Here is a 19,066-nt window from a genome sequence, read left to right as displayed (position 1 = left end):
GGGGCCTACACGGCGACCCGTCCCCCGAAGCGACCAAAGATTGCACACAGGAGGCTCAGTGCCCAGCCATGCCAGCGCACGGATCACGAAGGTACTCGTAGCTAACCGCGGCGAGATCGCGGTCCGCGTGATCCGGGCTGCCAAGGACGCGGGGATCACCAGCGTCGCGGTGTACGCCGAGCCCGATGCCGACGCTCCCTTCGTGAAGCTCGCCGACGAGGCGTTCGCCCTCGGCGGGCAGACCTCGGCCGAGTCGTACCTCGTGTTCGACAAGATCCTCGACGCCGCCGCCAAGTCCGGCGCCGACGCGATCCACCCGGGTTACGGCTTCCTCTCCGAGAACGCCGACTTCGCCCAGGCCGTCCTCGACGCCGGGCTCATCTGGATCGGCCCCTCGCCGCAGTCCATCCGCGACCTGGGCGACAAGGTCACCGCGCGCCACATCGCCGAGCGCGCGCAGGCCCCGATGGCCGCGGGCACCAAGGACCCGGTCAAGAACGCCGACGAGGTCGTCGCGTTCGCCAAGGAGTACGGCGTCCCGGTGGCCATCAAGGCCGCCTTCGGTGGCGGTGGCCGCGGCATGAAGGTCGCCCACACCATCGAGGAGATCCCCGAGCTGTTCGAGTCGGCGACCCGTGAGGCCATCGCCGCCTTCGGCCGTGGCGAGTGCTTCGTCGAGCAGTACCTGGACAAGGCGCGCCACGTCGAGGCCCAGGTCATCGCCGACCAGCACGGCAACGTGGTCGTCGCCGGTACCCGCGACTGCTCGCTGCAGCGCCGCTTCCAGAAGCTCGTCGAGGAGGCGCCGGCGCCGTTCCTGTCCGACGAGGTCCGCGCCAAGATCCACGACTCCGCCAAGCGCATCTGCCGCGAGGCCGGTTACTACGGCGCAGGCACCGTGGAGTACCTGGTGCAGGGCGAGACCGTGTCCTTCCTCGAGGTGAACACCCGTCTGCAGGTCGAGCACCCGGTCACCGAGGAGACCGCGGGCATCGACCTGGTGCGTCAGCAGTTCGCGATCGCCAACGGCGAAGAGCTGTCGATCAAGGAAGACCCCACCCCGCGTGGCCACTCCTTCGAGTTCCGGATCAACGGTGAGGACGCCGGTCGCGGCTTCCTGCCCGCCCCCGGCCCGGTCAAGGTGTACCGCGAGCCCACCGGCCCCGGCGTGCGCGTCGACTCCGGCGTGGTCGAGGGCAGCGTCATCGGCGGTCAGTTCGACTCGATGCTGGCCAAGCTGATCGTCACCGGCGAGAACCGTGACCAGGCGCTGCAGCGCGCCCGTCGCGCGCTGGCCGAGTTCGAGGTCGACGGCCTGGCGACGGTCATCCCGTTCCACCGCGCGATCGTCGAGGACCCGGCGTTCATCGGTGACGGCGGGAAGTTCGACGTCTACACCAAGTGGATCGAAACCGAGTGGAAGAACACCGTCGAGCCGTACACGGCCGGTGGCGTCGCCGAGGACGACGAGGAGGACCTGCCCCGGCAGAAGGTCGTCGTCGAGGTCGGTGGCCGTCGCGTCGAGGTGTCGCTGCCCGGTCAGTTCACCCTCGGTGGCGGTGCCGCCGGTTCGGCCGGTAACGGCGTGGGTGTCATCCGCAAGAAGCCGAAGGCGCGCAAGCGTGGCGGCGCCGGTGCCGGTGCGGCCTCCGGTGACGCGGTCACCGCGCCCATGCAGGGCACCGTCGTGAAGGTCGCGGTCGAAGAGGGCCAGACCGTCGAGGCGGGCGACCTGATCGTGGTGCTCGAGGCCATGAAGATGGAGAACCCGGTCAACGCGCACAAGGCCGGTGTCGTCACCGGGCTGGCCGTCGAAGCGGGCGCCGCGATCACCCAGGGCACCGTCCTGGCGGAGATCAAGTAGCTCCCCCGCCTCCCCGCGACTTCTGCCGGTCGTGAGGCCCGCACACGTTTGCCGCCGGGCCGCCTGACACGCACGCAGTCGCGGACTGGGCGTACCCGGCGAGTTACCCATGTATCAACGAAATCAGTTGGTCCGTGTGTGAACGGAAACTGAAGACCCGCTGCCTCGGGCAGCGGGTCTTCGGCGTTCAGGCTTATCGTGAACTGGTGACCAGCACTGCACGCATCGATCAGGATCCGACGGCTTCACCGGGCCCGGCCACGGTCGCCGAGGTGATCCGGGCTCGACGTGAGGCCGGGGACCGCAGCGACGGCCATCGTCTGGCACTGGTGATCGAGGGTGGCGGCAGCCGCGGCGTGTACTCCAGCGGCATGGTGCAGGCGCTCGAGGAGCTCGGCCTGGCCGGAGTGTTCGACGCCGTCTACGGCACCTCCGCGGGGGCGATCAACGGCGCGTGGCTGCTGTGCGGGCGCGCGGCGACGGGCATGCGGTCCTGGACCGACGCGACGATCATGCGCCGGGTGGTCGATCCGGTGCGGATCCTGCGCGGCCGCCCGGTCTTCGATCTGCGCTATCTGGTGCACCACGTCTACGACGGCATCGAGCCGATGGACTTCCCGGCGATCCTGGCCAACCCCACCACCTTCCACCCGATCGCGACCGACGTCCGCACCGGCCGGTCGGTGGACCTCGGGCCGCACATCGTGGACAAAACCACCCTGATGACCGCGCTACGCGCTTCCGCGGGCCTGCCCCTGCTCGCCGGTCCCCCGGTCGATCTCGGCGGCCGCAGCTACTTCGACGGCGGCCTCTCCGAGACCGTCCCGATCCGCACCGCCGTGGCGGCGGGCACCACCCACGCGCTGGTCCTGCGCACCCGCCGCACCGACGAAGTCCGCCCGCCCGCACCCCTGCTGCACCGCATCGTGGGCGGCGGCTACATGCGTGCCATCGCGCCCGGCGCCTTCCGGGCCTGGTCCCAGCGCCCCGGCCAGCAGGCCGTCGAGGACAGCTTCCTCGCCGACCTGGGCGACCGCGTCCTCCAGGTCCACCCGCCCGCCGGCGCCCCCGCCATCGACAGCGCCGCCCGCGACACCGACCTGCTCACCCGCGCCCTCGACATCGGCCGCACCGCCGTCCACACCCTCCTCGGCGCCACCCCCCGCCTCGCCTGACTCGGCGAACGCGAGGCGCCCCACCATCCAGCCCGCACGCCCCGACGGGGCCGCGACCTCGAGCGCACCAGCGCTCCAAATACACTGCTGACGTGGAACCGATCGAGATCAACGCTGGCTCCTGGTACCTGCGCGCCCTGCGAGCCGACGAGCGCATCGACGACCGGCCTGCCCTGGCCGACGGCGGCATCACCGATTCCGGGTACGTGGCCACCCGCTCGGCGCAATGGGCCGACGAGTCTCACTTCTCCTGGGCCGTCTGCGTCCCCACGACCGCCGAACTGGTCGCGGAGATCGGCGTGACACCCGGCCCCGGCAACACCGCGACCGTGTCCGGCTGGGCCCGTCCCGGCGAGGACGAAGCGCTGGCGGCGGGCCTGGCCTCGGTCCACCGTTTCGTCGCCGGCGCGCTCGGGCTGACTCCGGTACCCGCCTGACCCGCGGTCTACCGCATGACCCCCGTGTGCCCGGTGGAGTAGCGACCCGGCTGCGGCCACACCGTCAACCCGTGCGGCCCATGGCCGACCGGGATGCGCGCCAACAGCTTCCAGTGGACGATGTCGACCGCGTACACCTCGTTGTTGTGCCTGCCCGACACCCAGAACACCCGCCCGTCGGCGGAGATATTGCCCATGTCCGGGCTACCGCCACCGGGGATGAACCACTTGTGCACCAGCCTGGCGGCGCCGAAGTCCCACACCGAGATGCTGCCCTCGTGCCGGTTGGTGATCAGCATCTGCGCGGAGTCACGCGTCACGTAAAGTCCGTGCGTCCCTGTGCCGGTGGGGATGAAGCCGGTGTTGACGAAGGTGTGCGCGTCGAACGTGTAGACGCCGTCGGCCATCATGTCGGCGACGAAGAAGACGTGCCCGTCGGGTGAGAGCTTCACATCCTGCGGCATACCGCCGCGCCCGCCCGGCAGGTCGATCATCGTGATCAGCGTGCGCTGCGCGACATCGAAAACCGCCATCCGCCCGATGAATTCACAGCTGGCGAGGGCGAAGCGCCCGTCCGCGGTGAAATCCATGTGGTCGACACCAGCGCACTCGGGCACCGCGAGCGCGTGCAGCTTCTGCCAGGTCACCGGATCGTAGAAGTCCAGCGACTTGTCCGCTTCGGCGACGACCAGGGCGAACTTGCCGTCCGGCGTGTAATACATGTTGTACGGGTCGCGCACCGGAATCACCGGTCCCGCAGGCGCTCCGGTGCGCGGATCGATCGGCAGCAGGCTGCCGCCGCCGATCGGCAGATCGTTGGTGGCGTAGAGGGTCTGCATGTCGTAGGACGGCACCACGTGCTGGGGTTCGGAACCGCCCGCGGAGAATGTGTCGAGTACCTGGAAGGTGTTCTGGTCGATCACGGTCACCGTGTTGGACTTGCTGTTGGGCACGTAGACCAGCGGCCGGTGATCGGCGACCGACGGGCTGAGTTCCCGGTTGGCCGCGTAGATGTCGGTGGGCGACAGCGGCGGCGGCATCCCCGGCAGCAGGTCGGTCATGTGCGGCGGCATGGCGGTCGGCGAGGTGGTCGACGTGGGCGCTGCCGTCGGCGTATCGACGGTTACGGCTTCACTGTTCGCGCAGCCTGCCGTGACGGCGAGCAGCAAGGCGGCAGCAATTTGTCCGACTCGCTCGATTCGACGGATCATGCGCAGCACCGTTCCATGCCGTACTGACATCCAGATGACATGAAAGCGAAGCCTAGAAGCTGCGATAGCGAAAAGCTAGCTATCCCGCCTCTCCGCGATTTCAGCCAGACTCAGGCGCTACCACGGCAATACGGGCGGCCGGCGGCAATGCAGCCGCCGACGCAGCCCGTACCCGACGAGTTACCTATGTTCTCGCGTCAGCACGGCATCGAACGCATCAGCGACCTGCCCGAGCTCTTCCTCGGTGACCGTCAGCGGCGGACGGAACCGGATGCCACGCTCCCCGGTCCCCAGCAGCAGCACGTGCTGGCGCTCCCGCATCGCCGTCACCACCCGATCCCGCAGATCCGGGGTGGCCAGCGTGATCGCGCACATCAGGCCGCGCCCGCGCGGCTCGCTCACCTTGTCCGGATGCGCGGCGGCGAGCTGACCCAGCTGGTCGAGCAGATAGGCCCCGAGCGCCACCGACTTCTCGATCAGCCGATCCTGTTCCAGCACTTCGAGAATGCGCCGGGTGCGCACCATGTCGGTGAGGTTGCCGCCCCAGGTGGAGTTCAGGCGGGAGTGCACCCGGAAGACATTGTCGGGCACCTCGTCGACCCGCCCGCCCGCCATGACACCGCAGACCTGCGTCCTCTTGCCGAACGCCACCACATCGGGCGCCAGCCCCAATTGCTGGTAGGCCCAGGTGGTTCCGGTCATCCCGACGCCGGTCTGCACCTCGTCGAGGACGAACAGCGCGTCGTTGTCGTGGCACAGCCGCTGCATCGCCCCGAGGAACTGCGCGCGCAGATGCCGGTCACCGCCCTCGCCCTGGATCGGCTCGGCGATGAAGCAAGCGATGTCGTGCGGTTGGTCGGCGAAGGCCTGCGCGGCCTGCGCGATGGCCCTGGCTTCGAGCACTTCGATGTCGGGGCCCGCCATGGTGTGCGGTGTCTCGATGCGCGGCCAGTCGAACTTCGGGAAGCGCGCGGTCTTGATCGGATCGGTATTGGTGAGCGACATCGTGTAGCCGCTGCGACCGTGGAAGGCGCCGGTCAGGTGCAGCACCTTGGTACCGAGTTCGGGTGAGCGGCCGTGCGACTCGTTGTGCCTGCTCTTCCAGTCGAACGCGACCTTCAGCGCGTTCTCCACCGCGAGGGCACCACCGTCGATGAAGAACAGATGCGGTAGCCGCGGATCGCCGATCACGCGGACGAAGGTCTCGACGAAGCGAGCCATCTCCACGGTGTACATATCGGAATTGCTCGGCTTGTTCAGCGCGGCGGTGGCCAGCTCGGCGCGGAATCGCTCGTCACCGGCCAGCGCGGGATGGTTCATCCCGAGCGCGTTGGAGGCGAAGAAGCCGAACATGTCTAGGTAGGCCGTGCCGTCGCGCTCGTCGATGAGCGTGCGGCCGTGTGACTTGTGCAGATTGAGCACAAGTTCGAAGCCGTCCGCGAGGATGTGCGAGGACAGGATTTCGTGGACCCGGTTGGCGGGGGTGACCGCCGCGCCGGGGCGCTCCAGTTCGATGGTCACAAAACCGAGGGTACGCAAATATTTACGGAACCTCTACGGAATCGCGGAACTATTACGAGGAATCGTTACCTGTCATAGAATGTCTGCAGGATGATGGTGCTGCGCGTCCGCACATTCGCCGTGGCCCGGATCTCCTGCAGCAGCTGTTCCAGGTGCCGCGGCGAGGCGACCCGGACCAGCAGGACGTAGCTCTCCTCGCCCGCCACCGAGTGGCACGCCTCGATGCCGGGGATGTGTTGCAACAATGCGGGTGCGTCATCGGGTTGGGACGGGTCGAGAGGAGTGATCGCGACGAACGCCGACAACAGATGCCCGAGCGCTTCGGGATCGACATGCGCCGCGTACCCGCGGATCACCCCGCGCGCTTCGAGCCTGCGCACCCGTGACTGCACTGCCGAGACCGAGAGGCTGGCCTTCTCCGCCAGGTTCGACAACGTGGCGCGACCATCGCTCATCAGTTCTTTGATCAATAGTCGGTCGATGTCGTCGAGCTGGGGTCTAGCCGGTGTATCCGCCATCAGCGAAGGCTAACGCAGCACGGGGGTTGCGCGGGGAAAACTTCTTTCTGTTCCCCCACCGAATTCCACCGAACTTTTCCGTGAGCCGTACCAAAACAGCAGAAGGTGAGCAGCGATGACCAACACCGTGACCGAGCACTTCTCCGAGCAGCTCGCGCTGCGCGCCAGGGCCCTGCTGCACGGCCTCGGCGCGAGCGTCCCGGAGTCCGGACCGCTGCTCGCGCGCACGCCGATCTCGGGCGGCACCCTGCTGCCGCTGGCCGCTGACACACCCACCCAGGTCGACGCCGCGATCGGCCGGGCCGCCGCCGCGTTCGATGCGTGGCGCACGGTCCCCGCCCCGGTCCGTGCCGCGCTGGTGCGCCGACTGGCCCAGCTGCTGGTCGCACATCAGGGTGAGCTCGCCGAACTGGTCACGCTGGAGGCGGGCAAGATCGGGCCCGAGGCGCTGGGCGAGGTGCAGGAGATGATCGACGTCTGCGAGTTCGCGATCGGCCTCTCGCGCCAGCTCTACGGCGCGACGATGCCTTCCGAGCGGCCCGGCCACCGGCTCATGGAGACCTGGCATCCGCTCGGCGTCGTCGGCGTGATCTCAGCGTTCAACTTCCCGGTCGCGGTGTGGGCGTGGAACACCGCCATCGCGCTGGTCTGCGGTGACACGGTGGTGTGGAAGCCGTCGGAGACCACACCCTTGACCGCGCTGGCCTGTCACACACTGCTGCGTCGCGCCGCGGTCGATGTCGGCGCGGATCCCGAAGTGCACCAGCTGATCCAGGGTGACGCCGCGGTCGGTGCGGCGCTCGTCGACGACTCGCGGGTCGCGCTGCTCAGCGCCACCGGTTCGGTGCGGATGGGTGGTGTGGTCGCGCCGCGAGTGGCGGGCCGGTTCGGCCGCTGCCTGCTGGAACTGGGCGGCAACAATGCCGCGATCGTCGCGCCGAGCGCCGATCTGGACCTGGCGGTGCGCGGCATCGTCTTCGCCGCGGCGGGGACGGCGGGGCAGCGCTGCACCACGCTGCGCAGGCTGATCGCGCACAGTTCGATCGCCGATCAGCTCGTCGAGCGCCTCGCGGCGGCGTATGGCCAACTGCGCGTGGGCAATCCGCTCGACGACGGCGTGCTGGTCGGGCCGCTGATCAACGAGCGCGCGTTCACCTCGATGCAGAAGGCGCTCTCGCGCGCCGTGGACGAGGGCGGCGAGATCGTCTGCGGCGGTGAGCGCATCGAGTTGGTCGGCCCCGACGCCTACTACGTGCGGCCCACGGTGGTGCGGATGCCCGCGCAGACGGAGCTGGTGCGCGAGGAGACCTTCGCGCCGATTCTCTACGTGCTCACCTACGACGGCATCGATACCGCGATCGCGCTCAACAACGATGTGCCGCAGGGCCTTTCCTCGTCGATCTTCACCCTCGACCAGCGCGAGGCCGAACGATTCCTGGCCGGCTCGGACTGCGGCATCGCCAATGTCAACATCGGCACCTCGGGCGCCGAGATCGGCGGCGCGTTCGGCGGTGAGAAGAACACCGGCGGCGGACGCGAATCCGGGTCCGACTCATGGAAGGCCTACATGCGCAGGGCCACCAACACCATCAACTACTCGACCGAGCTCCCGCTGGCCCAGGGGATACATTTCGCCTGATCAGAAACCGATTTCGTCATCCGTGCCGCGCCGTGTACAGTGGTGTTTACGACGCGGGATGGAGCAGCTCGGTAGCTCGCTGGGCTCATAACCCAGAGGTCGCAGGTTCAAATCCTGTTCCCGCTACTAGGCGAAAGCCCCGGAGTTTCGACTCCGGGGCTTTCGTCGTTTCTAGCCGAGGCGCAGTGTCCAGTTCCCGCGGTAGTGCAGCCGGGTGACGCTCGCGGGTGGAACATCGATGCGCCAGAACGACTTCGGCGGCGCGTCGAGCACGACGAGCAGCACCGCCCTGATCACCGCCGGATGCGTCACCGCCACCGTGTCCCGCCCCGCCGAGGCGATCTCGGCCAGCCAGAACCGCGCCCGGTCCACCAGATCGGTCACCGATTCCCCACCGTGCCCGCGGAATTCTGGATCGGTGAGCCACGCGAACAGCTGATCCTGTGCGAGACTGCCCATCTCGGTCCCCCGCCACGAGCCGGAATCCAGATCCCGTAATCGCGCATCCAGCTCACCGACCAGCCCTAGCGCCTCCGCCGTCTCCCGAGCCCGCCGTTCCGGCCCGGTCCGCACCCGGGCACCGGCCAGCACCGCGTCCGCGCGCAGCGCACCGCGCCCCGACTCGTCCAGTGGTTCGTCGACAGGGAATCGCGCCTTCCGTACCGCCTCGGTCAGGCCGTGGCCGACGAGGTCGACTCTGAGCACCGTTTGCACGAGATCCCAGAGTAGCGCCGACCGGAATGACGGCGTGACCGAGGACACTGATCTACCGCATAGCCCTGTGGGTGTGCGACCGACTCAGGGACTATTCGCGGTAGCTGATCCGCCGACCGTCGTTGTCGTAAGCCGGTCGACCTTCCTTGTCGAACCATGCACCGGTGCTGGGATCGCGGGTCCAGCCCTCGAACTCCGTACCACCCAAGTCATCGGAGAACCGACCGCCGAACCCTGGCGTCGTCCCTGCAGGGGCCGGGCCGAGCGTTCGGCGCTTCTCCTCGAACTCGGCGAACATCCGTTCGCTGCGTGCGATATCCTCCGCAGAAGGTCGCAGCCCCTGCTGCTCGGTTTCCTCAGCGGAATAGAAGACCTTGCCACCGAAGTCTTCCGGCATGTGGGTTTCTCCCTACATTTCCGTCATCTTGATCACGGTCCGGCCCGTTGCCGGATCGGTGGTCTTGCTGTGGACGAAGAAGTTGGTCCCCGATGAGAACAGCACCTCGTCAGGGGTTCCGTACTCACTGTAGTCACGACCGTTCTTGCTGACGATCAGGAACTCGACCTGCGAGTTCTGCACCGTGAGTTCGTTCACCCCGCTCGGGTTCGTACTCGCCGAGGTGAATCCCTTCTCGGTGACCGATTGCCCCGGCTCGTATCGGGCGAGCTGCTCGGGGGTCAGATTGGTATTCCGCGTGACCAGCCCTTCGTGGGCAGGCATCTTTCCGAGTGCTTCGTTGAGCGCATCGATCTGGCGCTGTTGGTCGGGTGTCGGTGTTTCGCCGGTGCGCAGGATGTCGGTCAAGGACCGGCCGCGAAGGTCACTCGGCCCTTGGAGTAGGGCCCGGCGATCATCGTCGCTCAGCCCGGCAGCCTTGGGCGTCCGATCAGGGTCGCCCTTGCCTCCTAGCCGGTGATCTTCACAGACCACCGACGAGCCGACTCGACCGCTTTGGCGCCGGCGATCAGGCCACCGACACCGGTCAGACAGGTGGCGATCACCGTGACCGCTGCATCGATAGCAGCCTCGGTGATGATGGCTTCGATGAACTCCTTGATCTCGTTACGGAGTTCCTGGATCGCGCCCTGGTAGTCGGTGCACGACTTGCTGATCTGTTTACAGGTGTCAAGCAGCGCCGCGATCGACTTCTCGATCTTCTTCAGGTCTTCGCGGACCTGCATCGCATCATTGGAGGTCACGCCATCGAACAGGCTGGCCGCGATCGTGATCTTGTCTTTGGCGTTGGTGTTCTGATAGATCCTGCCGAGACGATCCCACGCGTCCGCCGCTTTCGCGAGAGTGTCGGTATTACCATCCGGGAGCGGACAATTGATCGTGTCGAGAACATCGATCGCGGTCTCTGCAAGACCTTGCGGAGTCCCGCCCGCCGCCGACGCGGGCAGAGCATACGGTCCGAACGTCGCCGTCGACGCCGAATCCGCCGGTCTTTCCGGTTGTGCTGTTCCCTTGATCGCGGCATCGGACTTCGCGTGCTCGAAACCGAGGTCGTTGAGCGCCGTGCCGTAAGCACGCAGCGTCTTATATGTCTGCCCGTAGAACGCGACAGCATCCCGAGCAGACTGGTCGTAGGAAGTCGCCCACGCTCGACCATCTTCGTCCCGGCCAGCCATCATGCCGTAACCGTTGAGTTCACCGAAGATATAGGTGAAGCTGTCGAACAGCGATGCGGCCGCGTCGAAGCAGTTGGTAGCCGCCTGGTAATAGACCTTGGGATCGACTTCCAGCTTGGTGACCGTCAGCGTCATACGCCCAGGATCTTCAGCGTCGTCGAGGCAGCATCGGTGTAGCTTTGGTGCGCGGTCTTCGCAGCCGTCTCCAATGCCGCCAAGCCTTCCTGCATATCGGTGACACCGGCGCGCCACTCGGTGTGCGCCTCGGTATAGGCCGCGGCCGCGTCACCGGACCACACGCCCTCGACCTCCTTGGCTTTGGTATCGAGCGCAGTCAGGACATCGGCGACCGCGGCCAGGTATCCGCGCATGCGGGTGGTCAACTGCTCGAGCTGGTCGAGGTCGACCGAGAACGCGGGAGGTTCGGTAGCCATCAGATGTCAGCTCCGGCTTCAGAGGTTCAGCGTGTAGGTCGCCGCGGCATTCGATTCATCGACCGCAAGCAGGGTTTCTGCAGTGATCCCCAACTTGTCCGCCAGCTCGAACAACGCATCCCACACCTGATCGGCACCCAGATGGAACTCCTCCCACCCCGCAGTGAACACACCCGCGTTGTTCCCGGTCCACGTCTCGATCGTGGCCCGCATATCGGTCACCAACGACGCGTATCCGGCCTGGCACTCCTTCGCCACCTGGAACGCCAAACGCTCCAGCGCTTTGACTTCCTCAGGCTCGACCGAAAGGGTCGAAGGATCTCCCGTAGTCATCAAAATCCCCCATCGAACTGCCCAGGCCGGGCGCGGTCTCTCACAGATCGTTGCCGGAAGACCATCTCCCGGATACAAGGTCGGCCGGCAGTGTAACCAGAAGCATTCCGCTATTGCCCTTGGTGGGATTGTCGGTGGCCCGGTGCACACTGAAACCTATGGATCGGTTCTCTCCCGCTACCGCGCAGTGGTTCGACGGGGCCTTCGCCGGGCCGACGTCGGCCCAGCTCGGGGCGTGGAAGGCGATCGCGGACGGGAAGCACACGCTGGTCGTCGCGCCCACCGGGTCGGGCAAGACGTTGTCGGCGTTCCTGTGGGCCATCGATCAGCTGGCCACGCGGGCAGCGCCGGAGCCGGGGACGCCGCGCGGGACGTCGGTGTTGTATGTGTCGCCGCTCAAGGCGCTGGCCGTGGATGTGGAGCGGAATCTGCGGGCACCGCTGGTGGGGGTCACGCAGACCGCCAAGCGGCTGGGGCTCGAGCCGCTCGACATCTCCGTGGGTGTGCGCTCCGGCGACACCACACCGGCGCAGCGGCGGGCCATGCAGCGCACGCCACCGGACATTCTCATCACCACGCCCGAGTCGCTGTTCCTGCTGCTCACGTCCGCGGCGCGGGAGACGCTGGCCCAGGTCGACACCGTGATCGTCGACGAGGTGCACGCCATCGCGGGCGGCAAGCGTGGCGCGCATCTGGCCTTGTCGCTGGCCCGGCTGGATCAGCTCACCGAGCGACCGGCGCAGCGGATCGGGCTGTCGGCGACCGTGCGGCCGCCCGAGGAGGTCGGGCGGTTCCTGGTGGGCTCGGCGCCGATCACCATCGTGCGGCCGCCCGCGCCCAAGACGTTCGATCTGTCGGTGCGGGTGCCGGTGGCCGATATGACCGATCCCGGTGACTCCGACCAGCCGGGCTCGATCTGGCCGCACGTCGACGAGGCCATCGTCGACCTGGTGCTCGAGCATCGGTCCTCGATCGTGTTCGCGAACTCGCGGCGGCTCGCCGAACGACTCACCGCGCGGCTCAACGAGGCCTACGCCGCCCGGCTGGGTGAGCCGGTGGACACCGAGCACGCACCGCCCGCCCAGCTCGGGCCGTCCACCGAGGTGATCCACGGCGCCGACCAGTTACTGGCCCGGGCCCACCACGGGTCGGTCAGCAAGGAACAGCGGGCGATCATCGAGGACGACCTCAAGAGCGGACGGCTGCGCTGCGTGGTCGCCACCAGCAGCCTCGAACTCGGCATCGATATGGGCGCGGTCGACCTGGTGGTGCAGGTGGAGGCGCCGCCGTCGGTGGCCAGCGGATTGCAGCGGGTCGGCCGGGCCGGGCACCAGGTGGGCGAGATCTCGCGGGGTGTGCTGTTTCCCAAGCACCGCACCGACGTCATCCACTGCACCGTCGCCGCCCAGCGCATGCTGGCGGGCGAGATCGAACTACTCCAGATCCCCGCGCACCCGCTCGACATCCTCGCCCAGCAGACCGTGGCCGCCTGCGCACTCGAACCCATCGACGTCGACGCCTGGTTCGACATCGTCCGGGCCACCGGCAGCTACGCGAACCTGCCCCGCTCGGCCTACGAATCCGTCCTCGACCTGCTCGCGGGCCGCTATCCGTCCGACGAGTTCGCCGAACTTCGCCCCCGCGTGGTGTGGGACCGCGACGCGGGCACCCTCACCGGCCGCCCCGGCGCGCAACGTCTGGCCGTCACCTCCGGCGGCGCGATCCCCGACCGCGGCATGTTCGCGGTGTTCATGGTGGGCGAAAAGGCTTCGCGGGTGGGCGAACTCGACGAGGAGATGGTCTACGAGTCGCGGGTCGGTGACGTCTTCGCGCTCGGCGCGACCAGCTGGCGGATCGAGGAGATCACCTTCGACCGGGTGCTGGTGTCGCCCGCCTTCGGCCTGCCCGGCCGGCTCCCCTTCTGGCACGGCGACGGCCTCGGCCGCCCCGCCGAATTAGGCACTGCCCTAGGCGAATTCGTGCGGAACGCAGGGCAGGTATCCGCCGACGAACTCACCCGCATCGTCGCTGGGATGGGCGCCATCCCCGCCGCCGACGAACTGAGCAAGCCGGCCGCCCGCCTCGACCAACTGGTCCGGAAAGCGGGCCTCGACCAGAACGCGACCGCGAACCTGGTCGGGCTACTCGAGGAACAGCGCGCCGCGACCGGCCAGCTGCCCACCGACCGCACGATGATCGTCGAACGCTTCCGCGACGAACTCGGCGACTGGCGCCTGGTCCTGCACTCCCCCTACGGCACCCCGGTGCACGCACCGTGGGCACTGGCCGTCGGCGCCCGGTTGCAGGAACGATTCGGCATCGACGCCGCGCCGACCGCCTCCGACGACGGCATCGTGGTGCGCCTGCCCGACACCACCGACGATCCGCCCGGCGCCGAACTGTTCGCCTTCGAACCCGACGAGATCGACGACATCGTCACCGAACAGGTCGGCGGATCCGCGCTGTTCGCGTCCCGGTTCCGCGAATGCGCGGCCAGGGCGCTGCTGCTGCCGCGACGAGACCCGGGCAAGCGCGCACCGCTGTGGCAGCAGCGGCAGCGCTCGGCCCAATTGCTCGATGTGGCACGCAAGTTCCCGGATTTCCCGATCCTGCTGGAGACAGTCCGCGAGTGCCTGCGCGATGTCTACGACCTGCCGTCGCTGCGCGATCTGCTGACCAAGGTCGCCCGCCGCGAAATACGCCTGATCGATGTCGAGACCGCGAGCCCGTCCCCCTTCGCCAACGCCCTGCTGTTCTCCTACATCGGCCAGTTCCTCTACGACGGCGACAGCCCACTGGCCGAACGCCGCGCCGCCGCACTGGCTTTGGACTCCAGCCTGCTCGCCGAACTGCTCGGCCGCGTCGAACTGCGTGAGCTCCTCGACCCCGCGGTCATCACCCTGACCGAACGCGAACTCCAGCGCCTCACCCCCGAACGCTGGGCCCGCGACGCGGAAGGCCTGGCCGACCTCCTGCGCCTGCTCGGCCCACTCACCCCCACCGAGGCAGCCGCCCGCTGCGTGCGACGCAGTGGCGCCCCGGCAGCCACTCACCGCGCTGAACCGCAGGACAGCGATGCCGATAGCGCGAGCGCTCGCGATCCGGCGGCCGACGGCTTACCTCGCCCCGCTGACCAATCTTTTCCTGGCATAGGCACACACGGCCCCAGAGCGCTCGACGTAGCAGCGGATCGGAGCACCGACGTCCTCCACACCGGGGCTGGCCTCCGGCCGCCGAACACAGACGCGGCCGAGGACAACCTCCTCTCCGGGGCGGACCTCCGAGCGTCGAACGCGGACACTCCCGAAGTCGACGACGCGGCCGAGGACCAGACCGCTGATGACATCCTCGCCGACTCCGATGCCCCCGCCTGGTTCGCGGAACTGCGTGATGCCCGTCGCGCACTGGAGGTTTCGTTCGCGGGCCGGACCTGGTGGGTGGCGATCGAGGACGCCGCCCGCCTGCGGGACGCACTCGGTGTGCCCCTGCCGATCGGCGTACCCGCCGCCTTCATCGAACCCGTCCCGGACCCGCTCGGCGACCTCGTCGGCCGCTACGCCCGCACCCACGCGCCGTTCACCACCGCCGACGTCGCCGCCCGCTTCGGCCTCGGATCCGCGGTCGCCGCGACCGCACTGCACCGGCTGCTGGCCGAGAAACGCGTGGTGGAAGGCGAATTCACGCCCGCGACGGCGGGCACCGAATGGTGCGACGCCCAAGTGCTGCGCCGGTTGCGCCGCCGGTCGCTGGCCGCGGCCCGGCACGAGGTGGAGCCGGTGTCCACCGCCGCCCTCGGCCGCTTCCTGCCTGCCTGGCAGCACGTCGGTTCCGGCGAACTGCGCGGCATCGACGGTGTCGCCACCGTGGTGGAACAGCTTGCGGGCGTACCGATCCCGGCCTCGGCTTGGGAATCGCTGATCCTGCCGATGCGGGTACGCGACTACTCCCCCGCCATGCTGGACGAACTGATGGCGAGCGGCGAGGTGATCTGGTCCGGCCACGGCGCGATCACCGCCCGCGACGGCTGGATCGCCCTGCACCTGGCCGATCAGGCTCCCTTCACCCTGCCACCGCCCGACGACATCGACCCCACCGACATCCAGCTCGGCCTCCTGGCAGCCCTCGGCGCCTCGCTCGAACCCTGGCCCCCACGCGCCGAGCGAACGCCGACAGTCGACCTCGACGCCCCCGGCCACACTCCGCCCACCACTGGCCGCAAGTCCAACAGCCGCAACGCAGCATCCGAGAGCGACGCCCCAACCCACCGAACATCCAGCGGGGACACAGATCGCCTGGCCCGAGACCGGGAAGCAGACCTCAACCGGGACGGGAACGCAGACCTCGACCGCGACGGAGACACAGGTCTCAACCAGAGCCGGGACGGGGGACGGGGCCAGGACCTCCCTCCGACTCCGCCAGCCGAGCAGGACAACCCGCGACGACTTCCGGCCACCCTGCACGGCGGCGGCGCCTACTTCTTCCGCCAGCTCTCCGACGCCACCGGCCTGCTCGACGACAAGGCCGTCGGCGAGGCACTGTGGCAACTCGTCTGGGCCGGCTATGTCTCCGGCGACACCTTCGCCCCGGTGCGCGCCCTGCTGTCCGGCACCGCACGCAGCACCACCGCGCACCGCACCCCACGCCGGGCCCCCCGCGGCCGCGCCTACCTCCCGCGCCCGTCCATGCCGACCCGCACCGGCCCACCGACCCTGGCCGGCCGCTGGTCGGTCTTGCCGGAACGAGTGCAGGACAACACCCTTCGCGCCCACGCCACCGCCGACCAGCTGCTCGAACGCTACGGCGTACTGACCCGTGGCTCGGTGCAGAACGAGGGTGTGCCGGGCGGCTTCGCACTGATGTACCGGGTGCTCACCGAGTTCGAGGACCGCGGCCGGTGCCGCCGCGGCTATTTCGTCGACACCCTCGGCGGCGCCCAGTTCTCCACCACCGACACCGTCGACCGGTTGCGCTCGTTCGACACCGACCGCGGCACCGCCGGGCCCGGCGTCGCGCTCGCCCTGGCCTCGTGTGACCCCGCCAACCCGTACGGTGCCGCGCTGCCGTGGCCGAAGGGCGACGCCGAGGGCGGACACCGCCCCGGCCGCAAGGCGGGCGCACTGGTGGTGCTGGTCGGCGGCGACCTGGTGCTCTACGTGGAACGCGGCGGCAAGACCCTGCTCAGCTTCACCGAGGACCCCGGCCTGCGACGGATGGCCGCGACCGCCCTGGCCGGTCTCGTGCACGACCGCAGGGTCGACGGGCTGGTGATCGACAAGGTCAACGGGGAAACCGTGCACGGCAACACCTTCGCCGACGTCCTCGTCGAGGCCGGGTTCTCGATGACACCGCGCGGCCTGCGACTGCGCAGGCAGGTGTAGCCGAATGCCCGAGGGCGACACCGTGTTCCGCACCGCCGAGCGGCTCCGCACGGCGCTGGCCGGTAAGGCTCTCACCCGCAGCGACTTCCGGGTGCCCAGGTACGCGACGGTCGACCTGGTCGGCGACGTGGTGACGGAGGTCGGCAGCTACGGCAAGCACCTGTTCATCCGCACCGACCGGGTGAGCATCCACACCCATCTGAAGATGGAGGGTGAGTGGCGGGTGTTCCACTGCGGCCAGCGCTGGACGAAACCGCGGGTCACCGCGCGGCTGGTCCTGGCCAACGACGAGGCCGAGGCGGTCGGCTTCGCACTCGGCAAGGTGCAGGTGCTGCCGCGCGCCGAGGAACACACCGTCGTCGACCACCTCGGCCCCGACCTGCTCGGCCCGAACTGGGACGCGGCCGAGGCCCTGCGCAGACTCTCCGGGTATCCGCGCCGCCCCATCGGCCTGGCCCTGCTCGACCAGCGCAATCTGGCCGGCATCGGCAATATCTACCGCAGCGAGATCTGCTTCCTGCGCCGGGTGCACCCGGCGACCCCGGTCGGCGACATCGCCGATCTGCCCGCGCTGGTCGACGAAGCCCATCGGGTCCTCGGCAAGGCCGCACACCAACCGCCCTGGCGACCGATGGCCTACGGCCGCACCCGTCGCCCGTGCCCACGCTGCGGCACCGCGATCGTCTCCCGCCTGCTCGGCGAGGACGACGACGCCGACCGCATCACCCAGCGCGAACGCGGCATCTACTTCTGCCCCCGGTGCCAGCCGCAGCCAACTAACTAGACCGGTCGTCATACTCGAGCTACGCTGATCCGGTGACCCCCCGCACGGACTCCCGGCAGCGTTTCCTCGACGCGGCCGCCGACCTGTTCCACACCCAGGGCTACCACGCCACCGGCGTCAACCAGCTGGTCAGCGCCGGCGGCGCACCCAAGGGCTCCTTCTACTTCCACTTTCCCGGCGGCAAGGAACAACTCGCCGCCGAGGCCGTCGTCCAGGCGGCCGACGCGCTGCGAACCCTGCTCGAAGCAGCGCTCGACACCGGCGACATCGACGGTGTGTTCACCGCCCTCGGCGCGATGCTCACCGACTCGAACTTCCAGCGCGGCTGCCCCATCTCCACCATCGCCCTCGACGCGAGCGACAGCGAGCTCATCCGGGCAGCCTGCGCCACCGGCTTCGACTCGTGGCGCACCGCCATCGACGACTTCCTGCGCGCCAAAGGAATTCCCGGCGAGCGCGCGGACCAGCTGTCTACGGTGGCACTGGCCATGATCGAGGGCGGGCTGCTGCTCGCCCGCACCCGACGCGACCTCACCCCCTTGCGCGCGGTCGCCGACCATCTGCGCACCACCCTCGAACAGGAGCTCCCCTGATGCGTATCCACCACATCGACGGCGGCACCATGCGCCCCTTCGGCGGCCGCCTCCTCGACGGCGTCGGCGGCATCACCCGCCGGGCCGAGATGGTCTGCCACTGCGTGCTCATCGAACTCGACGACCGCCTCGTCCTGATCGAAACCGGGATCGGCGAGGGGTCGGTCCGGCGTCCCGACGAGTGGCTCGGCCGCCGCTTCATCCGGATGACCCGCCCGGTCCTCGACCTCGAGCACACCGTGGCACGCCGCATCGAGGCGCTGGGCTACCGCCGCGAGGACGTCACCGACATCGTGCTGACCCACCTGGATCTCGACCACGCGGGCGGCCTCGCCGAATTCCCGCAGGCCAAGGTGCACGTCTACGGCGAGGAATTGCGCGCGCTCGACGGCCATTTCGGCCCGCGCGAGAAGTTCCGTTACCGTGCGGCGCAATTCGCGCACGGCCCACGCTGGGAGAGCTACGACGAACTCGGCGAGCCCTGGTTCGGCTTCGGCGCGGTGCGTCAATTGCGCGGTCTCCCAGCGGAACTGCTGATCATTCCGCTGGCCGGGCATACGCGCGGCCATGCCGGTATCGCGATCGATACCGGCGCGGGCTGGAAGTTCGCGGTCGGCGACGCCTACTTCCATCCCGGCCAGCTCGACCTGGAGCACCCGCACCAGCCGCCCGGCACCGCGCTGTTCGAGCGTCTCGTACAAACCGTCGGACCGGCGCGGATCGACAACCAGGAGCGTCTGCGCGAACTGCTGCGTGGCCACGGCGACGAGGTCGAGGTGTTCAGCGCGCACAATGCCGTCGAACTGCGCGCACTGCAATCGGCGAGCGTCTAG

Annotated in this window: 17 protein-coding genes and 1 tRNA gene; 9 read left to right on the top strand and 9 right to left on the bottom strand. The window is 68.7% G+C overall.

The features are described from left to right. The first annotated feature begins 58 nt into the window (after positions 1-58). The 3 genes from ACFVAV_RS32515 to ACFVAV_RS32505 all read left to right on the top strand — a co-directional run bounded on the left by ACFVAV_RS32515 (position 59) and on the right by ACFVAV_RS32505 (position 3,476). Positions 59-1,864 carry an acetyl/propionyl/methylcrotonyl-CoA carboxylase subunit alpha gene (locus tag ACFVAV_RS32515; protein WP_379039418.1) on the top strand — a complete coding sequence of 602 codons (1,806 nt, stop codon included), beginning with the start codon at positions 59-61 and terminating at the stop codon, positions 1,862-1,864. A 206-nt stretch (positions 1,865-2,070) separates the two neighbouring features. Next, entirely contained in the window at positions 2,071-3,039 is a 969-nt protein-coding gene (locus ACFVAV_RS32510) for a patatin family protein (RefSeq protein ID WP_379039417.1), read from the top strand. Between the two features lie 92 nt (positions 3,040-3,131). Next, positions 3,132-3,476, top strand: coding sequence for a hypothetical protein (locus tag ACFVAV_RS32505; RefSeq protein WP_379039416.1), 345 nt, complete (start codon positions 3,132-3,134; stop codon positions 3,474-3,476). 8 nt (positions 3,477-3,484) lie between these two features. On the opposite strand, the gene ACFVAV_RS32500 is transcribed toward ACFVAV_RS32505, so the two are convergent. From ACFVAV_RS32500 to ACFVAV_RS32490, 3 genes are all read right to left on the bottom strand, one after another. Then, positions 3,485-4,687, bottom strand: a complete 1,203-nt coding sequence (locus ACFVAV_RS32500; RefSeq protein WP_379039415.1) for a hypothetical protein — start codon at positions 4,685-4,687, stop codon at positions 3,485-3,487. Positions 4,688-4,867: 180 nt separating this feature from the next. Further along, a complete protein-coding gene (lat, locus tag ACFVAV_RS32495; RefSeq protein ID WP_379039414.1) occupies positions 4,868-6,208 on the bottom strand; it encodes an L-lysine 6-transaminase in 1,341 nt (446 codons plus the stop codon). A gap of 65 nt (positions 6,209-6,273) precedes the next feature. Beyond that, complete coding sequence (locus tag ACFVAV_RS32490; protein ID WP_071926582.1) at positions 6,274-6,726, bottom strand: Lrp/AsnC family transcriptional regulator; 453 nt, start codon at positions 6,724-6,726, stop codon at positions 6,274-6,276. A gap of 115 nt (positions 6,727-6,841) precedes the next feature. On the opposite strand from ACFVAV_RS32490, the gene ACFVAV_RS32485 reads away from it, so the two are divergent. After that, entirely contained in the window at positions 6,842-8,365 is a 1,524-nt protein-coding gene (locus tag ACFVAV_RS32485; protein WP_379039413.1) for an aldehyde dehydrogenase family protein, read from the top strand. 52 nt (positions 8,366-8,417) lie between these two features. After that, positions 8,418-8,491 (top strand) — tRNA-Met (locus tag ACFVAV_RS32480). 45 nt (positions 8,492-8,536) lie between these two features. Here ACFVAV_RS32480 and ACFVAV_RS32475 read toward each other — a convergent pair. From ACFVAV_RS32475 to ACFVAV_RS32450, 6 genes are all read right to left on the bottom strand, one after another. Continuing rightward, on the bottom strand, positions 8,537-9,079 hold the full coding sequence (locus tag ACFVAV_RS32475) for a histidine phosphatase family protein (protein ID WP_379039412.1): 543 nt from the start codon (positions 9,077-9,079) through the stop codon (positions 8,537-8,539). A 91-nt stretch (positions 9,080-9,170) separates the two neighbouring features. After that, positions 9,171-9,476, bottom strand: a complete 306-nt coding sequence (locus ACFVAV_RS32470) for a hypothetical protein (RefSeq protein ID WP_379039411.1) — start codon at positions 9,474-9,476, stop codon at positions 9,171-9,173. 12 nt (positions 9,477-9,488) lie between these two features. Next, a complete protein-coding gene (locus ACFVAV_RS32465) occupies positions 9,489-9,884 on the bottom strand; it encodes a hypothetical protein (RefSeq protein WP_379039410.1) in 396 nt (131 codons plus the stop codon). Positions 9,885-9,985: 101 nt separating this feature from the next. Beyond that, on the bottom strand, positions 9,986-10,846 hold the full coding sequence (locus tag ACFVAV_RS32460; RefSeq protein ID WP_379039409.1) for a hypothetical protein: 861 nt from the start codon (positions 10,844-10,846) through the stop codon (positions 9,986-9,988). Further along, a complete protein-coding gene (locus ACFVAV_RS32455; protein ID WP_379039408.1) occupies positions 10,843-11,145 on the bottom strand; it encodes a WXG100 family type VII secretion target in 303 nt (100 codons plus the stop codon). The genes ACFVAV_RS32460 and ACFVAV_RS32455 overlap by 4 nt, the downstream gene beginning before the upstream one ends. Before the next feature lie 18 nt (positions 11,146-11,163). Continuing rightward, complete coding sequence (locus ACFVAV_RS32450; protein ID WP_379039407.1) at positions 11,164-11,478, bottom strand: WXG100 family type VII secretion target; 315 nt, start codon at positions 11,476-11,478, stop codon at positions 11,164-11,166. A gap of 158 nt (positions 11,479-11,636) precedes the next feature. On the opposite strand from ACFVAV_RS32450, the gene ACFVAV_RS32445 reads away from it, so the two are divergent. Genes ACFVAV_RS32445 through ACFVAV_RS32430 form a run of 4 tightly spaced genes read left to right on the top strand, consistent with a single transcriptional unit; the run spans position 11,637 to position 19,066 of the window. Next, entirely contained in the window at positions 11,637-16,856 is a 5,220-nt protein-coding gene (locus tag ACFVAV_RS32445; protein ID WP_379039406.1) for a DEAD/DEAH box helicase, read from the top strand. Positions 16,857-16,860: 4 nt separating this feature from the next. Then, positions 16,861-17,640: an Fpg/Nei family DNA glycosylase gene (locus ACFVAV_RS32440; protein WP_379039405.1), complete on the top strand. Its 780-nt coding sequence runs from the start codon at positions 16,861-16,863 to the stop codon at positions 17,638-17,640. A gap of 32 nt (positions 17,641-17,672) precedes the next feature. Then, complete coding sequence (locus ACFVAV_RS32435) at positions 17,673-18,233, top strand: TetR/AcrR family transcriptional regulator (RefSeq protein ID WP_379039404.1); 561 nt, start codon at positions 17,673-17,675, stop codon at positions 18,231-18,233. Then, positions 18,233-19,066 (top strand): MBL fold metallo-hydrolase, encoded by an 834-nt coding sequence (locus ACFVAV_RS32430; RefSeq protein ID WP_379039403.1) that lies wholly within the window; start codon positions 18,233-18,235, stop codon positions 19,064-19,066. The genes ACFVAV_RS32435 and ACFVAV_RS32430 overlap by 1 nt, the downstream gene beginning before the upstream one ends.

It is taken from the genome of Nocardia sp. NPDC057663 (genome assembly GCF_042799895.1).
Classification (GTDB): Bacteria; Actinomycetota; Actinomycetes; order Mycobacteriales; family Mycobacteriaceae; genus Nocardia.
The sequence above is the reverse complement of the archived record's forward strand: the minus strand, read 5'-3'. Positions and strand labels throughout refer to the sequence as shown.